This is a genomic window from Hymenobacter mellowenesis, from assembly GCF_030581005.1.
In the GTDB taxonomy this organism is placed as follows: Bacteria; Bacteroidota; Bacteroidia; order Cytophagales; family Hymenobacteraceae; genus Hymenobacter; species Hymenobacter mellowenesis.
In genome coordinates, this window is record NZ_JAUQSX010000001.1 from 592,062 (window position 1) to 608,732 (window position 16,671).

The window sequence follows — 16,671 nt, forward strand, 5'->3', positions numbered from 1 at the left end:
CCCTGCAAACGTTTGGGGATATGTCCACGCAACCGAAGGCCGCCGGCACGAAGTTGCAACCGGCACAACGCGCCTACTTCAAATAATTGACAATCAGAATAATGTTTCAACGCACAAGGCAATTTTCTGTTGATTATAAGCCCGTTGCTTTCGGCTACCGCGCACATTATCAGCGCCAAAATATTGTTCGGGCCTGACGGTGCAGGAGAGTGCCGGGAAACAGCCCATGTAAGTTCATCCCAAACTTTAATTCCCACATCCTTATGGTTAAACATTACCTTCTGGCCCTGCTGCTGGCCCTGAGCTGCGGCCCGGCATTCGCCACCAAGTTTTACGTGGCCCCGACGGGCAGCGACACCAACCCCGGCACGATTACGTCGCCCTTTCTCACCGTTCAGCGGGCGCAGGCGGTGATGCTGGCCAATTCTACGCCCGTTTCTACCACGACCATCAGCACCGGCGACACGGTGTATATCCGCGGCGGCACGTACATGATGCAGAACTCGCACATAGCCGGTTATTCGACCGTTGCCAACGGCAACTACGCCTACATCACGCTCCTGAACATCAGCGGCGTAGCCGGCAAACGCGTCAATTACTGGGCCTACCCCGGCGAGCAGCCGGTGTTCAACTACGCCAACGTCGACCCCAACGCCACCAACGCCGGGGCCCCGAACCCGCCCCCCTACCGCCTCAGCGCGTTTGAGGTGACGGGCGGCTACATCCACATTCGCGGGCTGGAAATAGTGGGGCTGCGAGTGCCCCTGGTGAGCTCTACTGTTAATACGCTGTCTATCTGCGTGTCGCAGAGCGGGGCGACCGGCAACAACATCTTCGAGCGGCTGAGCATGCACGACGGGCAGGCCATCGGCTTCTACATGACGCGCGGGGGCAATACCCTGGTGCTGAACTGCGACGCCTACCGCAACAACGACAACGTGAACGCGCCCAACTCCACCGGCACGGCCAACGGCGGCAACGTCGACGGCTTCGGGGCTCACGTGAACCAGATTACTTATACCGGCAACGTGTTTCGCGGCTGCCGCGCCTGGCAAAACAGCGACGACGGCTTCGACTGCATCTCGAACAACGCGGCCGTCACGTTTGAGAACTGCTGGGCTTTCTACAACGGGTACACGCCGAAATTCGTGAGCCGCGGCGATGGCAACGGCTTCAAGGCAGGCGGCTACGGCGTGGGGGCCAACCCCAGCGTGCCCAACCCCATTCCGCGCAACGTGGTGCAGGGCTGCGTGTCGGTGCGCAACAAGGCGAACGGGTTCTACGCCAACCACCACCTGGGCGGGCTCACCTTTGTCGACAACACGGCCTACCGCAACGGCAGTGGTTCGAGCAGCGCCAACTACAACATGCTGAACCGCGGCAATGCCAGCCTGGCGACGAACACTGACGTGCCCGGCTACGGCCACATTGTGCAGAACAACATCAGCTACAGCCCGGCCATAGCAGGCGCCGACCTCACCAATTGCGACGCCACCACCAGCACCGTCGACCATAACACCTTCGCGCCCAACGGCGTGGGCGTGACGGTGAGTAGCAGCGACTTTCTTAGCATTGATACCACCCTGCTGCGGGCCCCGCGCCAGGCCGACGGCAGCCTGCCCATCATCCAGACATTGCGCCTGGCGGGCAATAGCGCCCTCATCGACGCGGGCACCATGGCCAACTACCCCACCAACTTCACCTACACCGGCAGCGCCCCCGACTTGGGCGCCTACGAGTACGCCAACCTGTGGACCGGCGCGGCCGGCACCGACTGGCTGACGGCCGGCAACTGGACCGGCGGCGTGCCGGTGGCCACCCTCGATGCCCTCGTTCCGAGCGTGGCCGTTACGCGCTTCCCGGTACTGAGCACCGGCACGGCTGTAGCCCGCGCCCTAGTGGTGAGTAGCGGCGCCTCGCTCACGCAGAGCGGCGGCACCCTGAGTTTAACGGGCAATTTGACCAACAACGGCACCTGGACGGCTACCGGCGGCACGCTGGCCACCACCGGCAGCGCCAGCCAGGTGCTGGGCGGCAGCAGCCCGCTGCGGGTGCAGGGCTTGAGCATTGGCGCCGCCGGGGCCAGCTTGGGCACACCCACCAGCTTCCAGGGCGCCCTCACGTTGCTGGGCAACCTGACCACGAACGGCCAGCGGCTGACGCTGCTTTCCAGCGTGAGCGGCGGTGTGGCTAATGACGGACTGGTGGTGAACAGCGGCGGCTTGGTCAATGGCGTCGTAACGGTGCAGCGCGCCATTGACCCCAGCTTGAACCCGGGCTTGGGCTACCGCCATTATTCCTCGCCGGTGAGCAACACCACCGTGGCTGACCTAAACACGGCAGCCCAGGGCGGCGGCTTCGCGCCGGTGCTGAATGCGGCCTACAACTCGGCTGCTGTGCCCAACAGCATCACGCCCTTCCCCACGGTGTACGGCTACGACGACAGCCGGTTGGCTCTGACCAACGCCACAACTTCCTTTGACAAAGGCTTTTTCTCGTCAAGCGCCACCACCGATGCGCTGACCGTGGGCCGGGGCTACACTGTGAACATCGGGGCCGGGGAGCTGGTCGATTTTCGGGGCGCGCTCAACGATGGCCCGCTCACGCTGGCCCTCACGAGCAGCCGCCCTACCTATACCGATGGCGGCTGGCAGCTGGTGGGCAACCCCTACCCTGCCCCGCTCGACTACTCTTTGGTAGATGCGGCCGACCGCGCGGGCCTCGACGACGCCATTTACGTCTATGCCAGCACCGGGCAGTACGCGGGCCAGTACCGCAGCTACGTCAACCGCGTGGGCAATTCGGTGCTGCCGGTGGGCCAGGGCTTTTTCGCCCGCGTGGCGGCCGGGCAGAGTTCGGCCACGCTCACCTTCCGCAACAGCCAGCGCCTGACGGCGGCCAACGGCACCACCTTCCAGCGCAGCACCGCCGAAACCCGGCCGCTGCTGCGCCTCACTCTGCAAGGTGCCGGCAGCCCACTGGCCGATGAGGCCACGGTGTACTTCGAGCGCGGCGCCACCAGCGGCTTCGACCGTTCCTTCGATGCCGAGAAGCTGCCAAACCCCTCGGGCCTCAACCTGGCCACCAGCCAGAGCAGCCATCAATTCAGCATCGACGGCCAGCCCGAGTTGGGCGTGGCCGTGCGCGTGGTACCGCTGGCCGTGGGCGTGCCGGCCGCGGGGATTTACACTTTCAATGTGGGCGAAATGCTGAATCTGAGCACCGTACCTGTGTACCTGCGCGACCTGCAGCTCGGCACTCTCACCGACCTGCGCCAGCAGCCCAGCTACCGCTTCACCGTAGCCAATGCGGCGGCACTCAACACCACGCGCTTTGAGTTGGTGTTTGGTGCGCTGCAAGTGCTGGCTACCGCGCCAGCCGGCCTAGCCCAACAAGTGGCCCTGTACCCCAACCCCGCCACCAAGCAGGTAAACATCGAGCTACCGCTGGGTTTGAGCCGCCAGCCCGTGACGGTGGCGCTGGTCGATGCCCTGGGCCGCGTGGTGCGCCAGCAGGTGCTGCCCGCCGGGGTGGCCGTGCACGCGCTACCGCTCAGCGAGGTGGCCGCTGGCGTGTACTCCATGCGCCTGACCACGGACCTGGGCACGGTGGTGAAGAAGCTGGTGGTGGAGTAGAACGACGTAGAGGCGGGGCCTGCCCCTGCCCGGACGCTCGCGCCGTCCGGATACCGGCGCCGATGCAATGACTACCGTTCAACGACCAGGCGGGGGCAAGCCCCGCCCCTACGCCGTTAAAGGTCAGCAAAGACTCCGATACTGCTCTGCACATTCCATAGAAAAAGCCCCGCCGCCAATCAGGCCGCGGGGCTTTTTCTATGGTTTCACCTTGCCCTACTCTGCCAGCAGTTGCAGCAGCGCTAGCACCGGCAGCACCAGCAGAAACGCATCGAACCTATCGAGCAGGCCGCCGTGGCCGGGCATGATGCTGCCCGAATCCTTCACCCCCACACTGCGCTTGAGCATGGACTCGGCCAAATCGCCAAGCGGCGCGAACACGGCCACCACGCCGGCCGCCACAAGGCGGTGCGTGAGCGGCATGTCGGGCAGCATGAAGCCGATGGCCCAGCCCACCAGTAAGGTCATCGCGAAGCCACCGGCCCAGCCCTCCCAGGTTTTGCCGGGCGAGATTTTAGGGGCCAGCTTGTGCTTGCCGATGGCCCGGCCCACGGCGTAGGCACCAATGTCGGAAGCCCAAATGAGAAAGAGCAGGCCGAAGATGCGGCGGTAGTCGTAGGTATTGGCCTTACTGAGTGATATGAACACCAGCATAGTCATTGGAAAGCTGATGTATAGCAGTCCCCCAATCACTGTAGCAATATTTACGAAAGGCTGTTTGAATTTAGGCCAAACCAACATTTCACGAATTATCAATAGGATTGGCAGCACCAATAGAAAAAAGACTACGACCCCAAATACGGAAACGCCCCACAGCTCTCCCAATTCATCTTTCATTGAGGAATAAACTTGGGTTGAGCAGGTAACCAAAAAGGTTGTCGTGCCCATTACCACCCCAATCCACGTAGCCGGCGCGTAGCCGCCCGCCCGCATCATGCGGTAGAACTCCCAGAGCATCACGGCCTGCACGGCGGCGAAAAACAGCCCGAACGTGACGGGGCTGAACCAGACGCTACCCAGCAGCAGCGCGGCCCCGATGATGCCCCAGAGTAGGCGCAGTTGCAGGTTGCTGGGGCCGCCTTTTTCGGCGGAGGTTTCGGTGGGAATCGGAGGTGTAGAGTCAGGCAAGGTGGAAAGGGATGTAGAGACGCATACTTGCGTCTCGTCGTTGTTGATGTTGTTCAATCTGTGCGGCTAGGGTCATTCAAGGTGTTTATCGTTCAACGACGAGACGCAAGTATGCGTCTCTACACCGTTCTTTTCACCCCCTCGCTGCTGAGGGTGAGCATTTGGGTGGGCGGGGCCGGGGCCGCTGCCATGCGCTGGCTCAGCACGTAGAGCAGGGCCGCCGTGAGCAGGCCCGAGGGCAGCACCAGCCACCACGGCAGCGCTTCGTTGGAATCAGGGTCGAAGCCCCAGCCGAACTGGCCGCGTTGCGTGAGGTACACCAGCAGCAGCTGGAAGGCGTTTTGGGTGAAGTGGGCCGCCATACTCACCAGAATATTGCCGCTCCAGAGGTACAGGTAGCCCAGCACCAAACCCAGCAGAAAGCGCGGCACAAACCCGAAAAACTGCACGTGAATGGCCGAGAAAATGGCCGCCGCCAGCCACACGCCCACATGCGGCGAAAACCAGCGCACCAGGTTTTTCTGAATCACGCCCCGAAACACCAGTTCCTCGGCCACGGCCGGCACCAGCGCCACCACCACCACGGCCACCGCAAACCGCGTCCCGGAATTGAACCGGGTGAGGAACTTGGTAAGCACGGCGGCGCGGTCTTCGCTGGCGCGGGCCCAGCCCTCAAAATCGTGCAGGAAACCGGGGAAGTGCGCTCCCGCGTTCCAGGCAATGACGACGGACATCAGTGGCATGAGGACGAGCATGAGCGCGCCCGCCGCCAGCAGCCACCAGCCCGCCCCCAGCCGGCGCGGGCTGAAATACGCGGCCCAGCCGTAGCCCAGCGCCGAAGCCAGCGCCAGCGCGCCCCCGCCAAACACCAGCCCCAGCGTCACGCCCTGCACCATCATCATGACGCCCCAGCCGGCGGGCGAACCGGCGGGGTTTTGCAGGGCCGCCATCAGCTCGCCCACCGACAGCCCGAAGCCGCCCATGCCCCAGGCAAAAATCACGGCATAGGCCACGCAGAGGGCCAAAGCCATGAAACCCAGCAGCAGCAGTATCTGCAGGCCGGGGTGCAGCGTGCGGGGCAGGAAACCTTTCATAGCGGGGTGCAAGTTGGGAAGGGCGTAAATTTACCGCAGTTTTTAACTTAGGCTTGAATAGCACGTCACATCAGAACGTCATGCTGAGCGCAGCCGAAGCATCTCTACCGCAATAGTAAATCCAATTGGCTTGGTTAGTTGCGCGGTAGAGATGCTTCGGCTGCGCTCAGCATGACGTTCTGAATACCATAATTCGATATCCCCCGTGGTCAACATCGGTCCCAACATCTCCCTCCCCGACTTCCCCCTGCTCCTCGCGCCCATGGAGGACGTGAGCGACCCGCCCTTCCGCGCCGTGTGCAAGGCCAACGGGGCCGACTTGATGTACACCGAGTTTATTTCCTCGGAAGGCCTCATCCGGGCCGCCGCCAAGAGCCGCAAGAAGCTCGACGTGTTCGACTACGAGCGGCCCATCGGCATCCAGCTCTTCGGCTCCGACGTGGAAACGATGGGCGAGTGCGCGGCCATCAGCACCGAAGCCGGCCCCGACCTCATCGACATCAACTACGGCTGCCCGGTGAAGCAGGTGGCCTGCCGCGGCGCCGGCGCCGCCCTGCTTCAGGACATTCCCAAAATGGTGGCCATGACGGCCGCCGTGGTCCGAAGCACCCACCTGCCCGTGACCGTGAAAACCCGCCTGGGCTGGGACGAGGGCACCAAAAACGTGGAAGAGGTGGCCGAGCGCCTGCAGGACGTCGGCATTCAGGCCCTCACCGTGCACGGCCGCACCCGCGCCCAGCTCTACAAGGGCGAGGCCGACTGGCGCCTCATCGCCAGCATCAAAAACAACCCGCGCATCAAAATCCCCATCTTCGGCAACGGCGACATCACCTCGCCCGAAAAAGCCCTCGAATACAAAAACCGCTACGGCGTGGATGGCGTGATGATAGGCCGGGCCAGCATCGGCTACCCCTGGATTTTCCGCGAGGTGAAGCACTACGTGGCCACCGGCCAGCACCTGGCCCCGCCCACGCTGGAAGAGCGCGTGGCCATGTGCCAGATGCACTTCGACCGCAGCGTGGAGTGGAAAGGCCCGAAAGTGGGCGTTTTCGAAATGCGCCGGCACTACGCGCACTATTTCCGCGGCCTGGAGGGCGCCAAGGCCTGGCGCACCCGCCTGGTGGATGTGGGCACGCCGGCCGAAGTGTATGAGATTCTGCAGGAAATTGCCAACAGCGACGCCGTGCTGGTGGGGTGATAGAACGTCCTCGTAGCACGTCATGCTGAGCGCAGCCGAAGCATCTCTACCGCAATAGTAAACCAACCATTGAGTTACTACTGCGGTAGAGATGCTTCGGCTGCGCTCAGCATGACGTGCTATTTATTCCAATTGAAACCCTGTTGATGATTCCGATTTACGAAAAGAAAACCCGCATCAAAATCCTGATTGCGGTGCTGGCGCTGCTCATCGGCGCGGCCACCGTCATCTACACCAATTGGCTGGTGAAACGGGTGGCCGAGCGCGAGCAGCAGCAGATTCAGCTCTACGCCAAGGCCCAGCAATTCACCGTTAATTCGGAAACCATCAACCCGTTCATTTTCGACCAAATAATCAACGGCAATACCACTATTCCGGTCATCCTCACCGACGGCACCAACGTTGTCAGCGCCAAGAACATCGACATGCCGCCGCACCTGCCCGAAGCCGATTCGATGGCCGTGCTGCAGCAGGAGCTGGCCAAGATGAAGCTGCTGCACCCGCCCATTGTGGTGGAGCTGGGGGCCGGGGCGCGCAACTACATTTTCTACCGCGACTCGCAGCTGCTGCGGCAGCTGCGCACCTACCCGCTGGTGCAGTTGGTGGTCATCGGCTGCCTGGCCGTCATTGCCTACTTCGCGTTCAGCTCCTCGCGCCGGGCCGAGCAAAACCGCGTGTGGGTGGGCTTGGCTAAAGAAACGGCTCACCAGCTGGGGACGCCGCTCAGCAGCCTCGTGGGCTGGCAGAACTACCTGCGCGACTCCGACCGCTTCAAAAACGAGCCCATTGTGGAGGAGCTGGGCAAGGACATCCGGCGCCTGGAAATCATCACCGAGCGGTTCAGCAACATCGGCTCCGTGCCGGTACTGAAGGACGAAAACCTGTTCCAGACCACCCGCAACGCCATCGAGTACCTGCAAAGCCGGGTGTCGAAAAAAGTCATCTTCAAGATTGAATCCGACCTGCCGATGGACACGCCCGCCCGCATCAACGTGCCGCTGTTTGATTGGGTCATCGAAAACATCTGCAAAAACGCCGTCGATGCCATGGACGGCCGCGGCTCCATCACGTTGCACCTGCGGCGGGTGCGTACGCGCCGCACTTGGTACCGGCGCGGCGCCCCGCCCCGCCAGGTGGCCGTCGACATCACCGACACCGGCAAGGGCATCCCCAAAAACAAGATGGAAAGCGTGTTCATGCCCGGCTTCACCACCAAGAAGCGCGGCTGGGGCCTGGGCCTGGCCCTAGCCAAGCGCATCATCGAGAACTACCACGAGGGCCAGCTCTTCGTGAAGTGGAGCGAGATGGGCCGCGGCACCACCTTCCGGGTCGTGCTGAACCAGTGATTTCATTTAACATTTATCAATTAACATTTAACAGCCGTTCTGCTGGCCCCAATTGGTCCGACAGAACGGCTGTTAAATGTTAATTGATAAATGTTAAATGACTAACGGTTCGTGATTTCCACATACGCATTCCCCGTCACGGGCTGGCCGTTGTGGGTGCCCGTCACGCGGCACATGCCTTCCCAATAGCGCAGGTTCAGCACTTTGAAGACGCGCAGGTTCAGTTCCTGGTTAGGCACCAACGGCGTCACGGTCAGCTCGTAGCCCTTGCTGGGCACGCTGATGTGCCAGGTGGCGGGGTATTTTTTCTTTGAAACGGGGCTGGTCCAGTACGTGAGGGGCTCCAGCTTGAAATCGGCTTCGGCGAGGTGCAGGTTCTCGCCCTTGGCGCCGAAGTGCGAGCCGCCGCCGATGTGCTGGCCGGTCTGGGTGTCGTGCACGGTGTAGAGCATCAGTTCCTCGCGGGGCTCGTCGAGCTGCAGGCTGAGCCAGTCCCAGGCCACGTTTTTCTTGTTCACGCCGCCGCAGTTCCACTGGCGGTCGTACCACAGCTCGCCAGTCACTTCGTGCGTTTTGCCGGCTACTTCGATGGTGCCGGTGGTGGCCAGGCGCGGGTAGCTGTAGTAGCCGGCCTGGGCCACGGGGCCGTACTGCTCGTAGCCGGTGCCGCCGTGTAGCAGCACGGGCTTGGTGGGCGTGGTGCGCAGGCTGATGGCCTGGCCGGCGTGGTTGGTCATGCGGGCTTGCAGCTGGTAGGTGCCCTCCTGGCCGGTCATCGTCCAGGTTTGGGCGGCTTTGGGCTGGGCCAGGCTAAGCGGCAAGGTGGCCGTGAGCGGCTGGGGCAGCTTGCCGAGGTAATAGTCGTAACGAAACTGTTGGGTTTGCGGGTCGGTGAGGGCGAAGTGCACCATCTGCTGGTCTTGCTTGCCGCTGGGGTTGAAGTGGAAGAAAACGTATTCCACGCCGAAGGTTTCACCCGTTTTCACGTCCTTGAGGTGGCCCGTGAAATACCACCATTCCAGCGAGTTATTCACGTGCGGTGCTTCTTCCTGGGGCAGCTGGGCGCGGCCAGGAAAAAGGTCGTTTTTAGTGGTGGGCTTGAGGATGGAACAGGCAGTGGCAACCGTGAGCAGCAGGGCGAAACGCAGGAATTTCATACCCCTTGAGAAGGCTTTTTGGGGCAGAAAGGTTTGGTACAAGCCGGGGCTAGCGGAATTTGCCTGCCGAATGCACCTTTCTTTTCAAATGGTTTTTCAGGTAAAGCAGGCTCGGCTTCTGGCCGGTTGGGTCGACGGCCGCACTGGCCATCTGGTAATACCAGCCCACCTCCTTCCAGTGATAAGCCCCCACGTTCGGCTCGTCGCCGAGCGCGGCAGCAGGCACTACCAATTGAAACCTTCCCTGGTCATCGGTGGTGGTGTCAAAATCACCGGACATAGCCGACCACAAACTCACGGTAACGCCCGCCTGGGGCTTGCCATGGGCATTATACACCACGCCCCGAATGGTTAGTGCAGCGATATCGTTCGCCACCGCTGGTTGGGCGCGGGCCACCGAGTCGGGGCGTTCGGCCGATGCCGCGCCCGCATTGGCTGGCGGCGTCATATTTTTTGGCAGTGGCCCGCCCCAGTATGCCGGGGGCGCGGCCTGCCCGCGCGCCTGCGGCCCGGCCAGCGCCCCCAGGCCCAGCAGCGCCAGCGTGGCGCCCCACCAGCGCCGCCAGCCGCCCACGGCCCGGGCCGGCGCCCGCAAAGGCCGGTCGAGTTGGTCGTTCCGAAACCGGCCGCAGCTCACGGCTGGGTATTGCCGCAGAAACGTCACTACCTCGGCCTCGCTCATGCGAGTGAAGTCCACCACGGTTTCCTGGCAGCTGGCGCAGTGGCGGCCGGTGGCCGTGGGCGTCATGGCGGCCCAGCTTTCCGGGCAGGGGCTGGGGAGGTGAATAGTCGTTTCGGGCATGCGCCAAATATAGGCGGCAAGGCCTTAATGGTGAGTCAATAAGCACGCGCGCAATTCCAAATTCCACACAACGCCTACGGCCGCCGCGGCTGGCGAAAAGTGGCACCACGTTGGCCCGGGAAAAAAAGGAGGCCGGGAGAAATTTCACTAAAGTCCTTTTTATTCACCTCAAAAGTGCAGGCCAGGCACCTGCGCGCCACTTCGTGTCTCGCAAGGGCACTTGCGCAAAGTCCTCATTGGCTGATTTATGTGTTGGAAAGCTGGAGAAATATTTCCGTAGTTCAGGCCATGAAAGCACGCTACCCTCTGTTGTTCTGGCGCGCGGCGCTGCTATTGCTCTCAACGGGCTACGCGCACGCCAGCCACGCCCAGGCTCCGAGGGAGCCGCCAGCATCCGTTGGTCGCAACATTGTCTCGCTTTCGCCCGCCGAGCTGTTCTACAAAACGCAGTTGGGCTACGAGCGGGGCGTGGGCCCGCACAGCGCGGTGGGCCTGCTGGGCAGCTACCACTACGGCGTAATTGAGGGCTACAAAGGCCCGCAAGCAACGGTTTACTACCGCTACTTCGTGAAACGGCCGTTTCCCACGGGCCTGTACTTCCATTGCCAACTCAGCCTGCTCCATGTTGAACAGACGGCGGACTTGGTCAACATCAAGACCAAACAGTACACCGAATACCGGTACCAGGCCGTGAGCATGGGCGGCGGCATCGGGCTGGGGTACCGGCGCTACCTGGTGCGCAAAGCCACCAAAAGCCACTTGCTCGTCAACGCCCTGCTCGGCTACCGGGGCAACCCACGCCCCCAGCCCGACTTCGATTCCAGCATTTACCGGTTAGAATCCAGCTTTCTGGGGCCCGATTTTGGTTGGTACCTGGGGTTCAGTCCCGGCTCCATGGCTTTCGGGCTGCTATCTCTCGACTACCAGTTTTAAGCAACCAACCCAGCGCCTCATTTCGCTCCACGGTGGCTTTCCGCTAGCCCCGCGGCGGCGTCATGGGCGGCACGGGCGGCACCATGCGGCCCATGATGTGGCCGCGCCCCTCGGTCGACTGCAGCTTGATTTTGAGTTCGATGGGCTGCACGGCCGTCCGCACGTTCACGGGCACGTCCTGGGGCTTGAGTTCGAACGGGTTTCCCTGCACGTGTAGGGTGAGGGCGCCGGCCTTCACGGGCGCCCAGCTGGAGGCCAGCACCAGCTCGAAGCGGCCGTTTTCGTCGGTGGTCGCGCCGTATTCGGTTTTGTTGATGAAGACGAAGGCGCCCGCCACGCCGGGCCCTTTCTCGCCATCTAGCACCTGCCCGCGGATGACAATGGATTTCTGCGACGCGGCCGGGTCGGCCACGGCGGCGGTGGGCGTGGGGGGCGGGGCCTGGGGCGGCTTGCTGGCGCAGGAGGCTACCGGGTGCCAGCCCAGCAACGCCAGCGCGGCCCACAGCCAGCGCCGGGGGCCCTGCAGCCGCGCGGCGGGCCGGGGCGTGAGCGGGGCAGCCATCAGCCCACACACCCGCTGGCCGGAGCGCGCCGCCAGAAACGCCAGCACCTCGGCTTCGCTCATGCGAGTGAAATCGACCACTTCGGTGGCGCACACGGCGCAGTGGCGGCCTTGGGCAGTGGGCGTCATGGCGGCCCAGCTTTCGGGGCAGGGCTGCGGAATGCGGGGGGCTTGGCTGGAAGTCATGCGGCTAATGTAGTGTTTTTGGCGGCTTAACCGCGCCGGAAGGGGCGCGTAAGCCAGTATTTGCCCCAGTAGAGGAAGCTGCGCGGGTGCCACGGCCACGGGCGCGACAGGTGCACCCCACCCGCAACAACCACTTCCATCAAGCCCTTCACATCAGCTCTTAGTAGCACAGGCGCAACTGGAGCGTTGGCACTTATTAGCCTCTCTTCGGTTACGTAGCCGAGATAGGTAATTTGCAGCTGTACCAATCCAGTCAACCTGTTTTCAGCCGGTACCGTCAGGCTGAACTGGCCGCTGGCATCGGTCGAAGTTCCTGTCGTGGTGCCTTTAATCAATACGGTCACGCCCGGCAGCCCCTCGCGCGTAACTGAATCCTGTACCATTCCCTTCAACACCCAAGGCGCCGGCAATGCGTCTTCCTTCTCCGGCTTGCGCTCGGCCCGCACCTCCTCGGGGCGCAAAGCCACTTTGCTCAGCTTGCGCACTTCCGTAGGCACCTGCGCTTTGGCCGCCGTTCCCACGCCCTCGCGCACGGCCCACAAAGCCGCCGCGGCCGCCAGCCAGGTGCGCCAGCGCGCCGGCATTGGGGCAGCCGGGGCGGCGCGCTGCAACGGTCGCCCGAGCTGCCCCGCCGCGAAACGGCCGCAGGTGCGGCTGCCCGCGGCATCGGCCAGCAGGGCCAGGATTTCGGCATCGGTTTTCAGGGTGAAGTCGACCACCGTTTGCTGGCAGGCGGCGCAGTGGCGGCCCTGGGCGGTGGGCGTCATGGCAGCCCAGCTTTCGGAGCAGGGCTGCGGAATCTGAAGAGAAATGTTACGGGCCATAAGCAAAGCGTGCAGGGCGACATCAAGGCTGATGCCGGCCCGGCCCGCTTTGCACACGCCGCCGGCTAATAATCAGTAGCCGCTCATTTCTACCCGCTGCAGCTCCTGCCAGTTGAGGGCGGCGGCATCGAGCGGCACGCTGCTGCCGTGCAAGGCGCCGTTGCGGTCCTGGTACACGTGGTTGTACCGGTCATCGACGCGGTACCGCTCGCCGGTGGCCGTGTTGTCGTAGCGGGCTTTGCCGCTGAGCACGTCGCCCCGGCCCTCGGCAATTTGCCGCTGCGACCGGTCCCGGTCGGCCGCCATGCCCTCGTTGAGCTGCTGCTCGTGCCGCTGAAAAGCCTCGTAGGCTTTCTGGTCCTGCTGCGTGATGCGCTGGTTGCTGGCCTGCCCTTGCTGGCTGAGCTGCTGCGTCTCCCGTTGCCAGGCCGGATTGATGCTGAACGACTTGCGCGCCGCCTGGGTCTGGCCATAGGCAGCGGCCAGCTCGCCCGCGCTGGCCTGGGTTATCGACGGCAGCGCGGCCCAGTTGTAGTATACCTCCCCGTTCATGTTGCGGGCCTGCGTGTTCAGCACCACTTCCACCCGCGCCATGCGGCCGTTGGGCAGGCGGCCATCCACGTAGCCGGTGGCCGATGTGGCGCCGGCACCGGTGGCATGCGCCGGCTGCTCTTGCGAGCCGGTAGGCTGGATGGTCAGGCCCTGCCGGGCCAGGTTGGGCAGCAGCACCTGCCGGATGTAGAGCAGCGGCGTCATGGGCGCCAGTTCGTACTCGTCGTGTTGCGGCATGGGCATGCCCATCGAAATGGCCTGCTGGCGCAGGCTCCGCGAGGTGGGCCCGTCCTGATAATAGTATGGCCGCTCGGGCAGGAAATCAACCTGTTGGGCGCCCCCCGGCGCCAGCAGCTTCAGCGATATCTGATTGACCGGCTGCGCGCCGTTCCACTTGCGGGTGAATTGCTGCCGGAACTGCCAGCCCCGCGGCACCTTGATGGCAAAGGCCACCATGTTGTGCAGGCCCGGGTCGATGATGCCGCGCACCGTGTAGGGCGCGGGCGGCGGTGGCGTAGCGGGGTTCATAGCATCGGGCTGATTTGGTACGGCCGGGGCCAGCCGCGCGGGCTCGGCGGTGGCCTGGGTGGCGGCAGGACTGTCGCAGGCCATGGCGGTGCTCGCCACTAGCCACATAAAAACGAACGGTTTCATAAGTCAGATTGGGCGAAAGAAATGACAAGCCTGCTACCGCTGCAACGCGACCACCACAGCATAAATATTCAACTTTATATTTATTTTATTCATATCCCTTGTCACCTTTTTTGGTCTGGCAGCTTCGTAAAATTCAGTACCTTGGGGTTCTCTTCTCCACCTCATCGTCCGGCCATGCTTGTCTTGTCTCGCTTTGCCCCGCTGGCGCTTCTGGCGCTCCCGGCCATCGGCCACGCTCAAACGGGCGCGGCCAATGCCGTCGGGCTGGAAGTGCCGGCTCCGGCGCCGCCTGGCAGAGGCCATTTCCTGACGGGCACTTACGTGGTGGGCACCTACTTACCCCTGCCCGCTACGAGCAGCTACGGCTACGGCGTGCAGCCGTTTCTGCGCTACCAGTTGGGCAGCCGCACGGGCGGCCGGGCCCGGCCCTACGTGCAATACAGTTTTGCGCCCTACCGCGTGCCCACCTACGGCACCGGTGCGCTCACCGGGCTCGATGCGGCCGGCCTGCCCGCCAATGCGGGATTTGCGCCGCTGGCGGTGCGCAATGCGCCGTATGGGGCGCTGCCCTACGGCAGCTACGGTGGGCTGGGCGCTTTTTCGGTTGGAATTCCGATGCAGGTAGGCCGTAGCTCGGCCGTGCTGAACGTGGGCGGGGCCTTGCTGCAAGGCCTTCTGAACCCGACATACTGGTAAGGCGCGGGCGGGCGGCGGGCCGATAACCCGCGCCGGGGCGCTATCTTTTGCCCTTCAAACCCGCCCCGCTTACCTTTCATGCGTTCCGACAAATCACTTTTCCGCCGCAAAACCATTGCGGCCATCCTCCAGAATCCCCCCGCCGACCACGAGGGCCACGGCGCCGCCGGCGGCCTGGAGCGTCACCTCACCGTGCGCGACCTCACGGCGCTGGGCATCGCGGCCATCATTGGGGCCGGCATTTTCAGCACCATCGGCAAGGCTAGTCTGGACGGCGGCCCAGCCGTGTCGCTGCTGTTTGTGTTCACGGCGGTGGCCTGCGCGTTTTCGGCGCTTTGCTACGCGCAGTTCGCGGCCACCATCCCGGTCAGTGGCTCGGCTTACACCTATGCTTACGCCTCCTTCGGCGAGCTGGCGGCCTGGATTATTGGCTGGGCATTGATTATGGAATACGCGGTGGGTAACATCGTGGTAGCCATTTCCTGGTCCGACTACTTCACTGGTTTACTTGATGGTATTGGAATTCACCTACCGCTCTGGCTCACAATGGGCACCCAGACGGGCCACGCCGGCTATGCGGCCGTCACGGCCCTCACCGAGCAGGGCAAGTCGCTGACGGAAGCGCTGGCCGCCGTGTCGCCCGCGCAGCTCGATGGCTACAAGGCCTGGACGCAGGCGCCCGCGCTGTTCGGCGGCCTGCACATGGTGATGGATTTGCCGGCCTTCGTCATCACCGTCCTCATCACGGCGCTGGTGTACGTGGGCATCAAGGAGAGCAAAAACGCCTCCAACCTGCTGGTTTTGCTGAAGTTGATTATCGTCTTCATCGTCATTGCGGTGGGCGCGTTCTACGTGCAGCCCGCCAACTGGACGCCCTTCGCCCCTAACGGCGTGAGCGGCGTGCTCAAGGGCGTGTCGGCCGTTTTCTTCGCCTACATCGGCTTCGATGCCATCTCGACCACGGCCGAGGAATGCAAGAACCCACAGCGCGACCTGCCCAAGGCCATGATGTACGCCCTCATCATCTGCACGGTGCTGTATGTCATTATTACGCTGGTGCTTACGGGCATGGTGAGCTATAAGGAGCTGGGCGTAGGCGACCCGCTTTCCTTTGTGTTTGCCAAGGTGGGTTTGCCGCGTCTCTCGGGCCTGGTGGCGGTGAGTGCGGTGTTTGCCATGGCCTCGGTGCTGCTGGTGTTTCAGCTGGGCCAGCCGCGCATCTGGCTCACAATGAGCCGCGACGGGCTGCTGCCGTCCATCTTTTCGCGCATTCACCCGCGCTTCCACACGCCGTCGTTCAGCACCATTGTCACGGGCTTTTTTGTGGCGGTGCCGGCGCTGGTGCTGAACATGGATTTGGTGGTCGACCTCACCAGCATCGGCACGCTGTTCGCGTTTGCGCTGGTGTGCGGCGGCATTCTCATCATCGACCCCTACGGCCGCTCCGAGGCCCGCTTCAAGGTGCCCTACATCAACGGCCAATGGCTGGTGCCGCTCATTCTGGCCTTGGGCGCCTTCCTGGTGGTGCGCTATAACGCGGCCAGCAACCACGAGTTCATGCTCGACGTGAGCGGGGCGCACGGCTGGCTGCTCACCGATGCCGTGAGCGGCAAGGTGACGGGCGGCTTCGCCCACCAGATTCCGACGCTGGTGTTTTTCCTGTTCTGCATCGCGCTGAGCATCTTGTCGTTTCGCAAGAAGCTGTCGCTGCTGCCCACGCTGGGCCTGCTCATCAACCTGTACCTGATGACCGAGCTGGGCATCAGCAACTGGACCCTGTTTTTTGTGTGGCTGCTGATTGGGCTGGCCGTATATTTTGGCTACGGATATAAAAACTCCAAGCTGAACCAGACGGCCCGCTAGGCAGTTGCAAGCCGGTGAAAGATGGAATATAAAAACCCATA

General features: G+C 63.1%; 13 protein-coding genes. 6 read left to right on the top strand and 7 right to left on the bottom strand.

Going from position 1 to position 16,671, the window contains the following annotated elements; all coding sequences use genetic code 11:
- The first annotated feature begins 263 nt into the window (after positions 1-263).
- Complete coding sequence (locus Q5H92_RS02435; protein WP_305009878.1) at positions 264-3,635, top strand: right-handed parallel beta-helix repeat-containing protein; 3,372 nt, start codon at positions 264-266, stop codon at positions 3,633-3,635.
- 216 nt (positions 3,636-3,851) lie between these two features.
- Here the strand turns inward: Q5H92_RS02435 and Q5H92_RS02440 are convergent, their stop codons facing one another.
- Together Q5H92_RS02440 and Q5H92_RS02445 are read right to left on the bottom strand one after the other, a co-directional pair.
- Complete coding sequence (locus Q5H92_RS02440; RefSeq protein WP_305009879.1) at positions 3,852-4,763, bottom strand: phosphatidate cytidylyltransferase; 912 nt, start codon at positions 4,761-4,763, stop codon at positions 3,852-3,854.
- Between the two features lie 119 nt (positions 4,764-4,882).
- Positions 4,883-5,857, bottom strand: a complete 975-nt coding sequence (locus tag Q5H92_RS02445) for a CPBP family intramembrane glutamic endopeptidase (RefSeq protein WP_305009880.1) — start codon at positions 5,855-5,857, stop codon at positions 4,883-4,885.
- Between the two features lie 205 nt (positions 5,858-6,062).
- On the opposite strand from Q5H92_RS02445, the gene dusB reads away from it, so the two are divergent.
- On the top strand, positions 6,063-7,055 hold the full coding sequence (dusB, locus tag Q5H92_RS02450) for a tRNA dihydrouridine synthase DusB (protein WP_305009881.1): 993 nt from the start codon (positions 6,063-6,065) through the stop codon (positions 7,053-7,055).
- Positions 7,056-7,201: 146 nt separating this feature from the next.
- Positions 7,202-8,401: an ATP-binding protein gene (locus Q5H92_RS02455; RefSeq protein WP_305009882.1), complete on the top strand. Its 1,200-nt coding sequence runs from the start codon at positions 7,202-7,204 to the stop codon at positions 8,399-8,401.
- Between the two features lie 101 nt (positions 8,402-8,502).
- Here the strand turns inward: Q5H92_RS02455 and Q5H92_RS02460 are convergent, their stop codons facing one another.
- Both Q5H92_RS02460 and Q5H92_RS02465 read right to left on the bottom strand, forming a co-directional pair.
- Positions 8,503-9,558 carry a lipocalin-like domain-containing protein gene (locus Q5H92_RS02460; protein WP_305009884.1) on the bottom strand — a complete coding sequence of 352 codons (1,056 nt, stop codon included), beginning with the start codon at positions 9,556-9,558 and terminating at the stop codon, positions 8,503-8,505.
- 49 nt (positions 9,559-9,607) lie between these two features.
- Positions 9,608-10,360 carry a carboxypeptidase-like regulatory domain-containing protein gene (locus tag Q5H92_RS02465; RefSeq protein ID WP_305009886.1) on the bottom strand — a complete coding sequence of 251 codons (753 nt, stop codon included), beginning with the start codon at positions 10,358-10,360 and terminating at the stop codon, positions 9,608-9,610.
- 288 nt (positions 10,361-10,648) lie between these two features.
- On the opposite strand from Q5H92_RS02465, the gene Q5H92_RS02470 reads away from it, so the two are divergent.
- Positions 10,649-11,293, top strand: a complete 645-nt coding sequence (locus tag Q5H92_RS02470) for a hypothetical protein (RefSeq protein ID WP_305009887.1) — start codon at positions 10,649-10,651, stop codon at positions 11,291-11,293.
- A gap of 43 nt (positions 11,294-11,336) precedes the next feature.
- Here Q5H92_RS02470 and Q5H92_RS02475 read toward each other — a convergent pair whose 3' ends face one another.
- The 3 genes from Q5H92_RS02475 to Q5H92_RS02485 form a co-directional block, all read right to left on the bottom strand.
- A complete protein-coding gene (locus tag Q5H92_RS02475; RefSeq protein ID WP_305009888.1) occupies positions 11,337-12,041 on the bottom strand; it encodes a carboxypeptidase-like regulatory domain-containing protein in 705 nt (234 codons plus the stop codon).
- A 26-nt stretch (positions 12,042-12,067) separates the two neighbouring features.
- Positions 12,068-12,865 (bottom strand): carboxypeptidase-like regulatory domain-containing protein, encoded by a 798-nt coding sequence (locus Q5H92_RS02480; protein WP_305009890.1) that lies wholly within the window; start codon positions 12,863-12,865, stop codon positions 12,068-12,070.
- Positions 12,866-12,937: 72 nt separating this feature from the next.
- Positions 12,938-14,071, bottom strand: a complete 1,134-nt coding sequence (locus Q5H92_RS02485; protein WP_305009891.1) for a hypothetical protein — start codon at positions 14,069-14,071, stop codon at positions 12,938-12,940.
- Between the two features lie 174 nt (positions 14,072-14,245).
- Here Q5H92_RS02485 and Q5H92_RS02490 point away from each other — a divergent pair, with 174 nt between their 5' ends.
- Positions 14,246-14,767 carry a hypothetical protein gene (locus Q5H92_RS02490; RefSeq protein WP_305009892.1) on the top strand — a complete coding sequence of 174 codons (522 nt, stop codon included), beginning with the start codon at positions 14,246-14,248 and terminating at the stop codon, positions 14,765-14,767.
- Between the two features lie 78 nt (positions 14,768-14,845).
- Complete coding sequence (locus tag Q5H92_RS02495; protein WP_305009893.1) at positions 14,846-16,630, top strand: amino acid permease; 1,785 nt, start codon at positions 14,846-14,848, stop codon at positions 16,628-16,630.
- Positions 16,631-16,671 lie beyond the last annotated feature (41 nt).

Excerpts from the sequence above, each read along its gene's own strand:
- Q5H92_RS02435 (WP_305009878.1), top strand. The coding sequence starts at position 264 with ATGGTTAAACATTACCTTCTGGCCCTGCTGCTGGCCCTGAGCTGCGGC.
- Q5H92_RS02445 (WP_305009880.1), bottom strand. The coding sequence starts at position 5,857 with ATGAAAGGTTTCCTGCCCCGCACGCTGCACCCCGGCCTGCAGATACTG.
- Q5H92_RS02455 (WP_305009882.1), top strand. The coding sequence starts at position 7,202 with ATGATTCCGATTTACGAAAAGAAAACCCGCATCAAAATCCTGATTGCG.
- Q5H92_RS02460 (WP_305009884.1), bottom strand. The coding sequence starts at position 9,558 with ATGAAATTCCTGCGTTTCGCCCTGCTGCTCACGGTTGCCACTGCCTGT.
- Q5H92_RS02465 (WP_305009886.1), bottom strand. The coding sequence starts at position 10,360 with ATGCCCGAAACGACTATTCACCTCCCCAGCCCCTGCCCGGAAAGCTGG.
- Q5H92_RS02470 (WP_305009887.1), top strand. The coding sequence starts at position 10,649 with ATGAAAGCACGCTACCCTCTGTTGTTCTGGCGCGCGGCGCTGCTATTG.
- Q5H92_RS02475 (WP_305009888.1), bottom strand. The coding sequence starts at position 12,041 with ATGACTTCCAGCCAAGCCCCCCGCATTCCGCAGCCCTGCCCCGAAAGC.
- Q5H92_RS02480 (WP_305009890.1), bottom strand. The coding sequence starts at position 12,865 with ATGGCCCGTAACATTTCTCTTCAGATTCCGCAGCCCTGCTCCGAAAGC.
- Q5H92_RS02485 (WP_305009891.1), bottom strand. The coding sequence starts at position 14,071 with ATGAAACCGTTCGTTTTTATGTGGCTAGTGGCGAGCACCGCCATGGCC.
- Q5H92_RS02490 (WP_305009892.1), top strand. The coding sequence starts at position 14,246 with ATGCTTGTCTTGTCTCGCTTTGCCCCGCTGGCGCTTCTGGCGCTCCCG.
- Q5H92_RS02495 (WP_305009893.1), top strand. The coding sequence starts at position 14,846 with ATGCGTTCCGACAAATCACTTTTCCGCCGCAAAACCATTGCGGCCATC.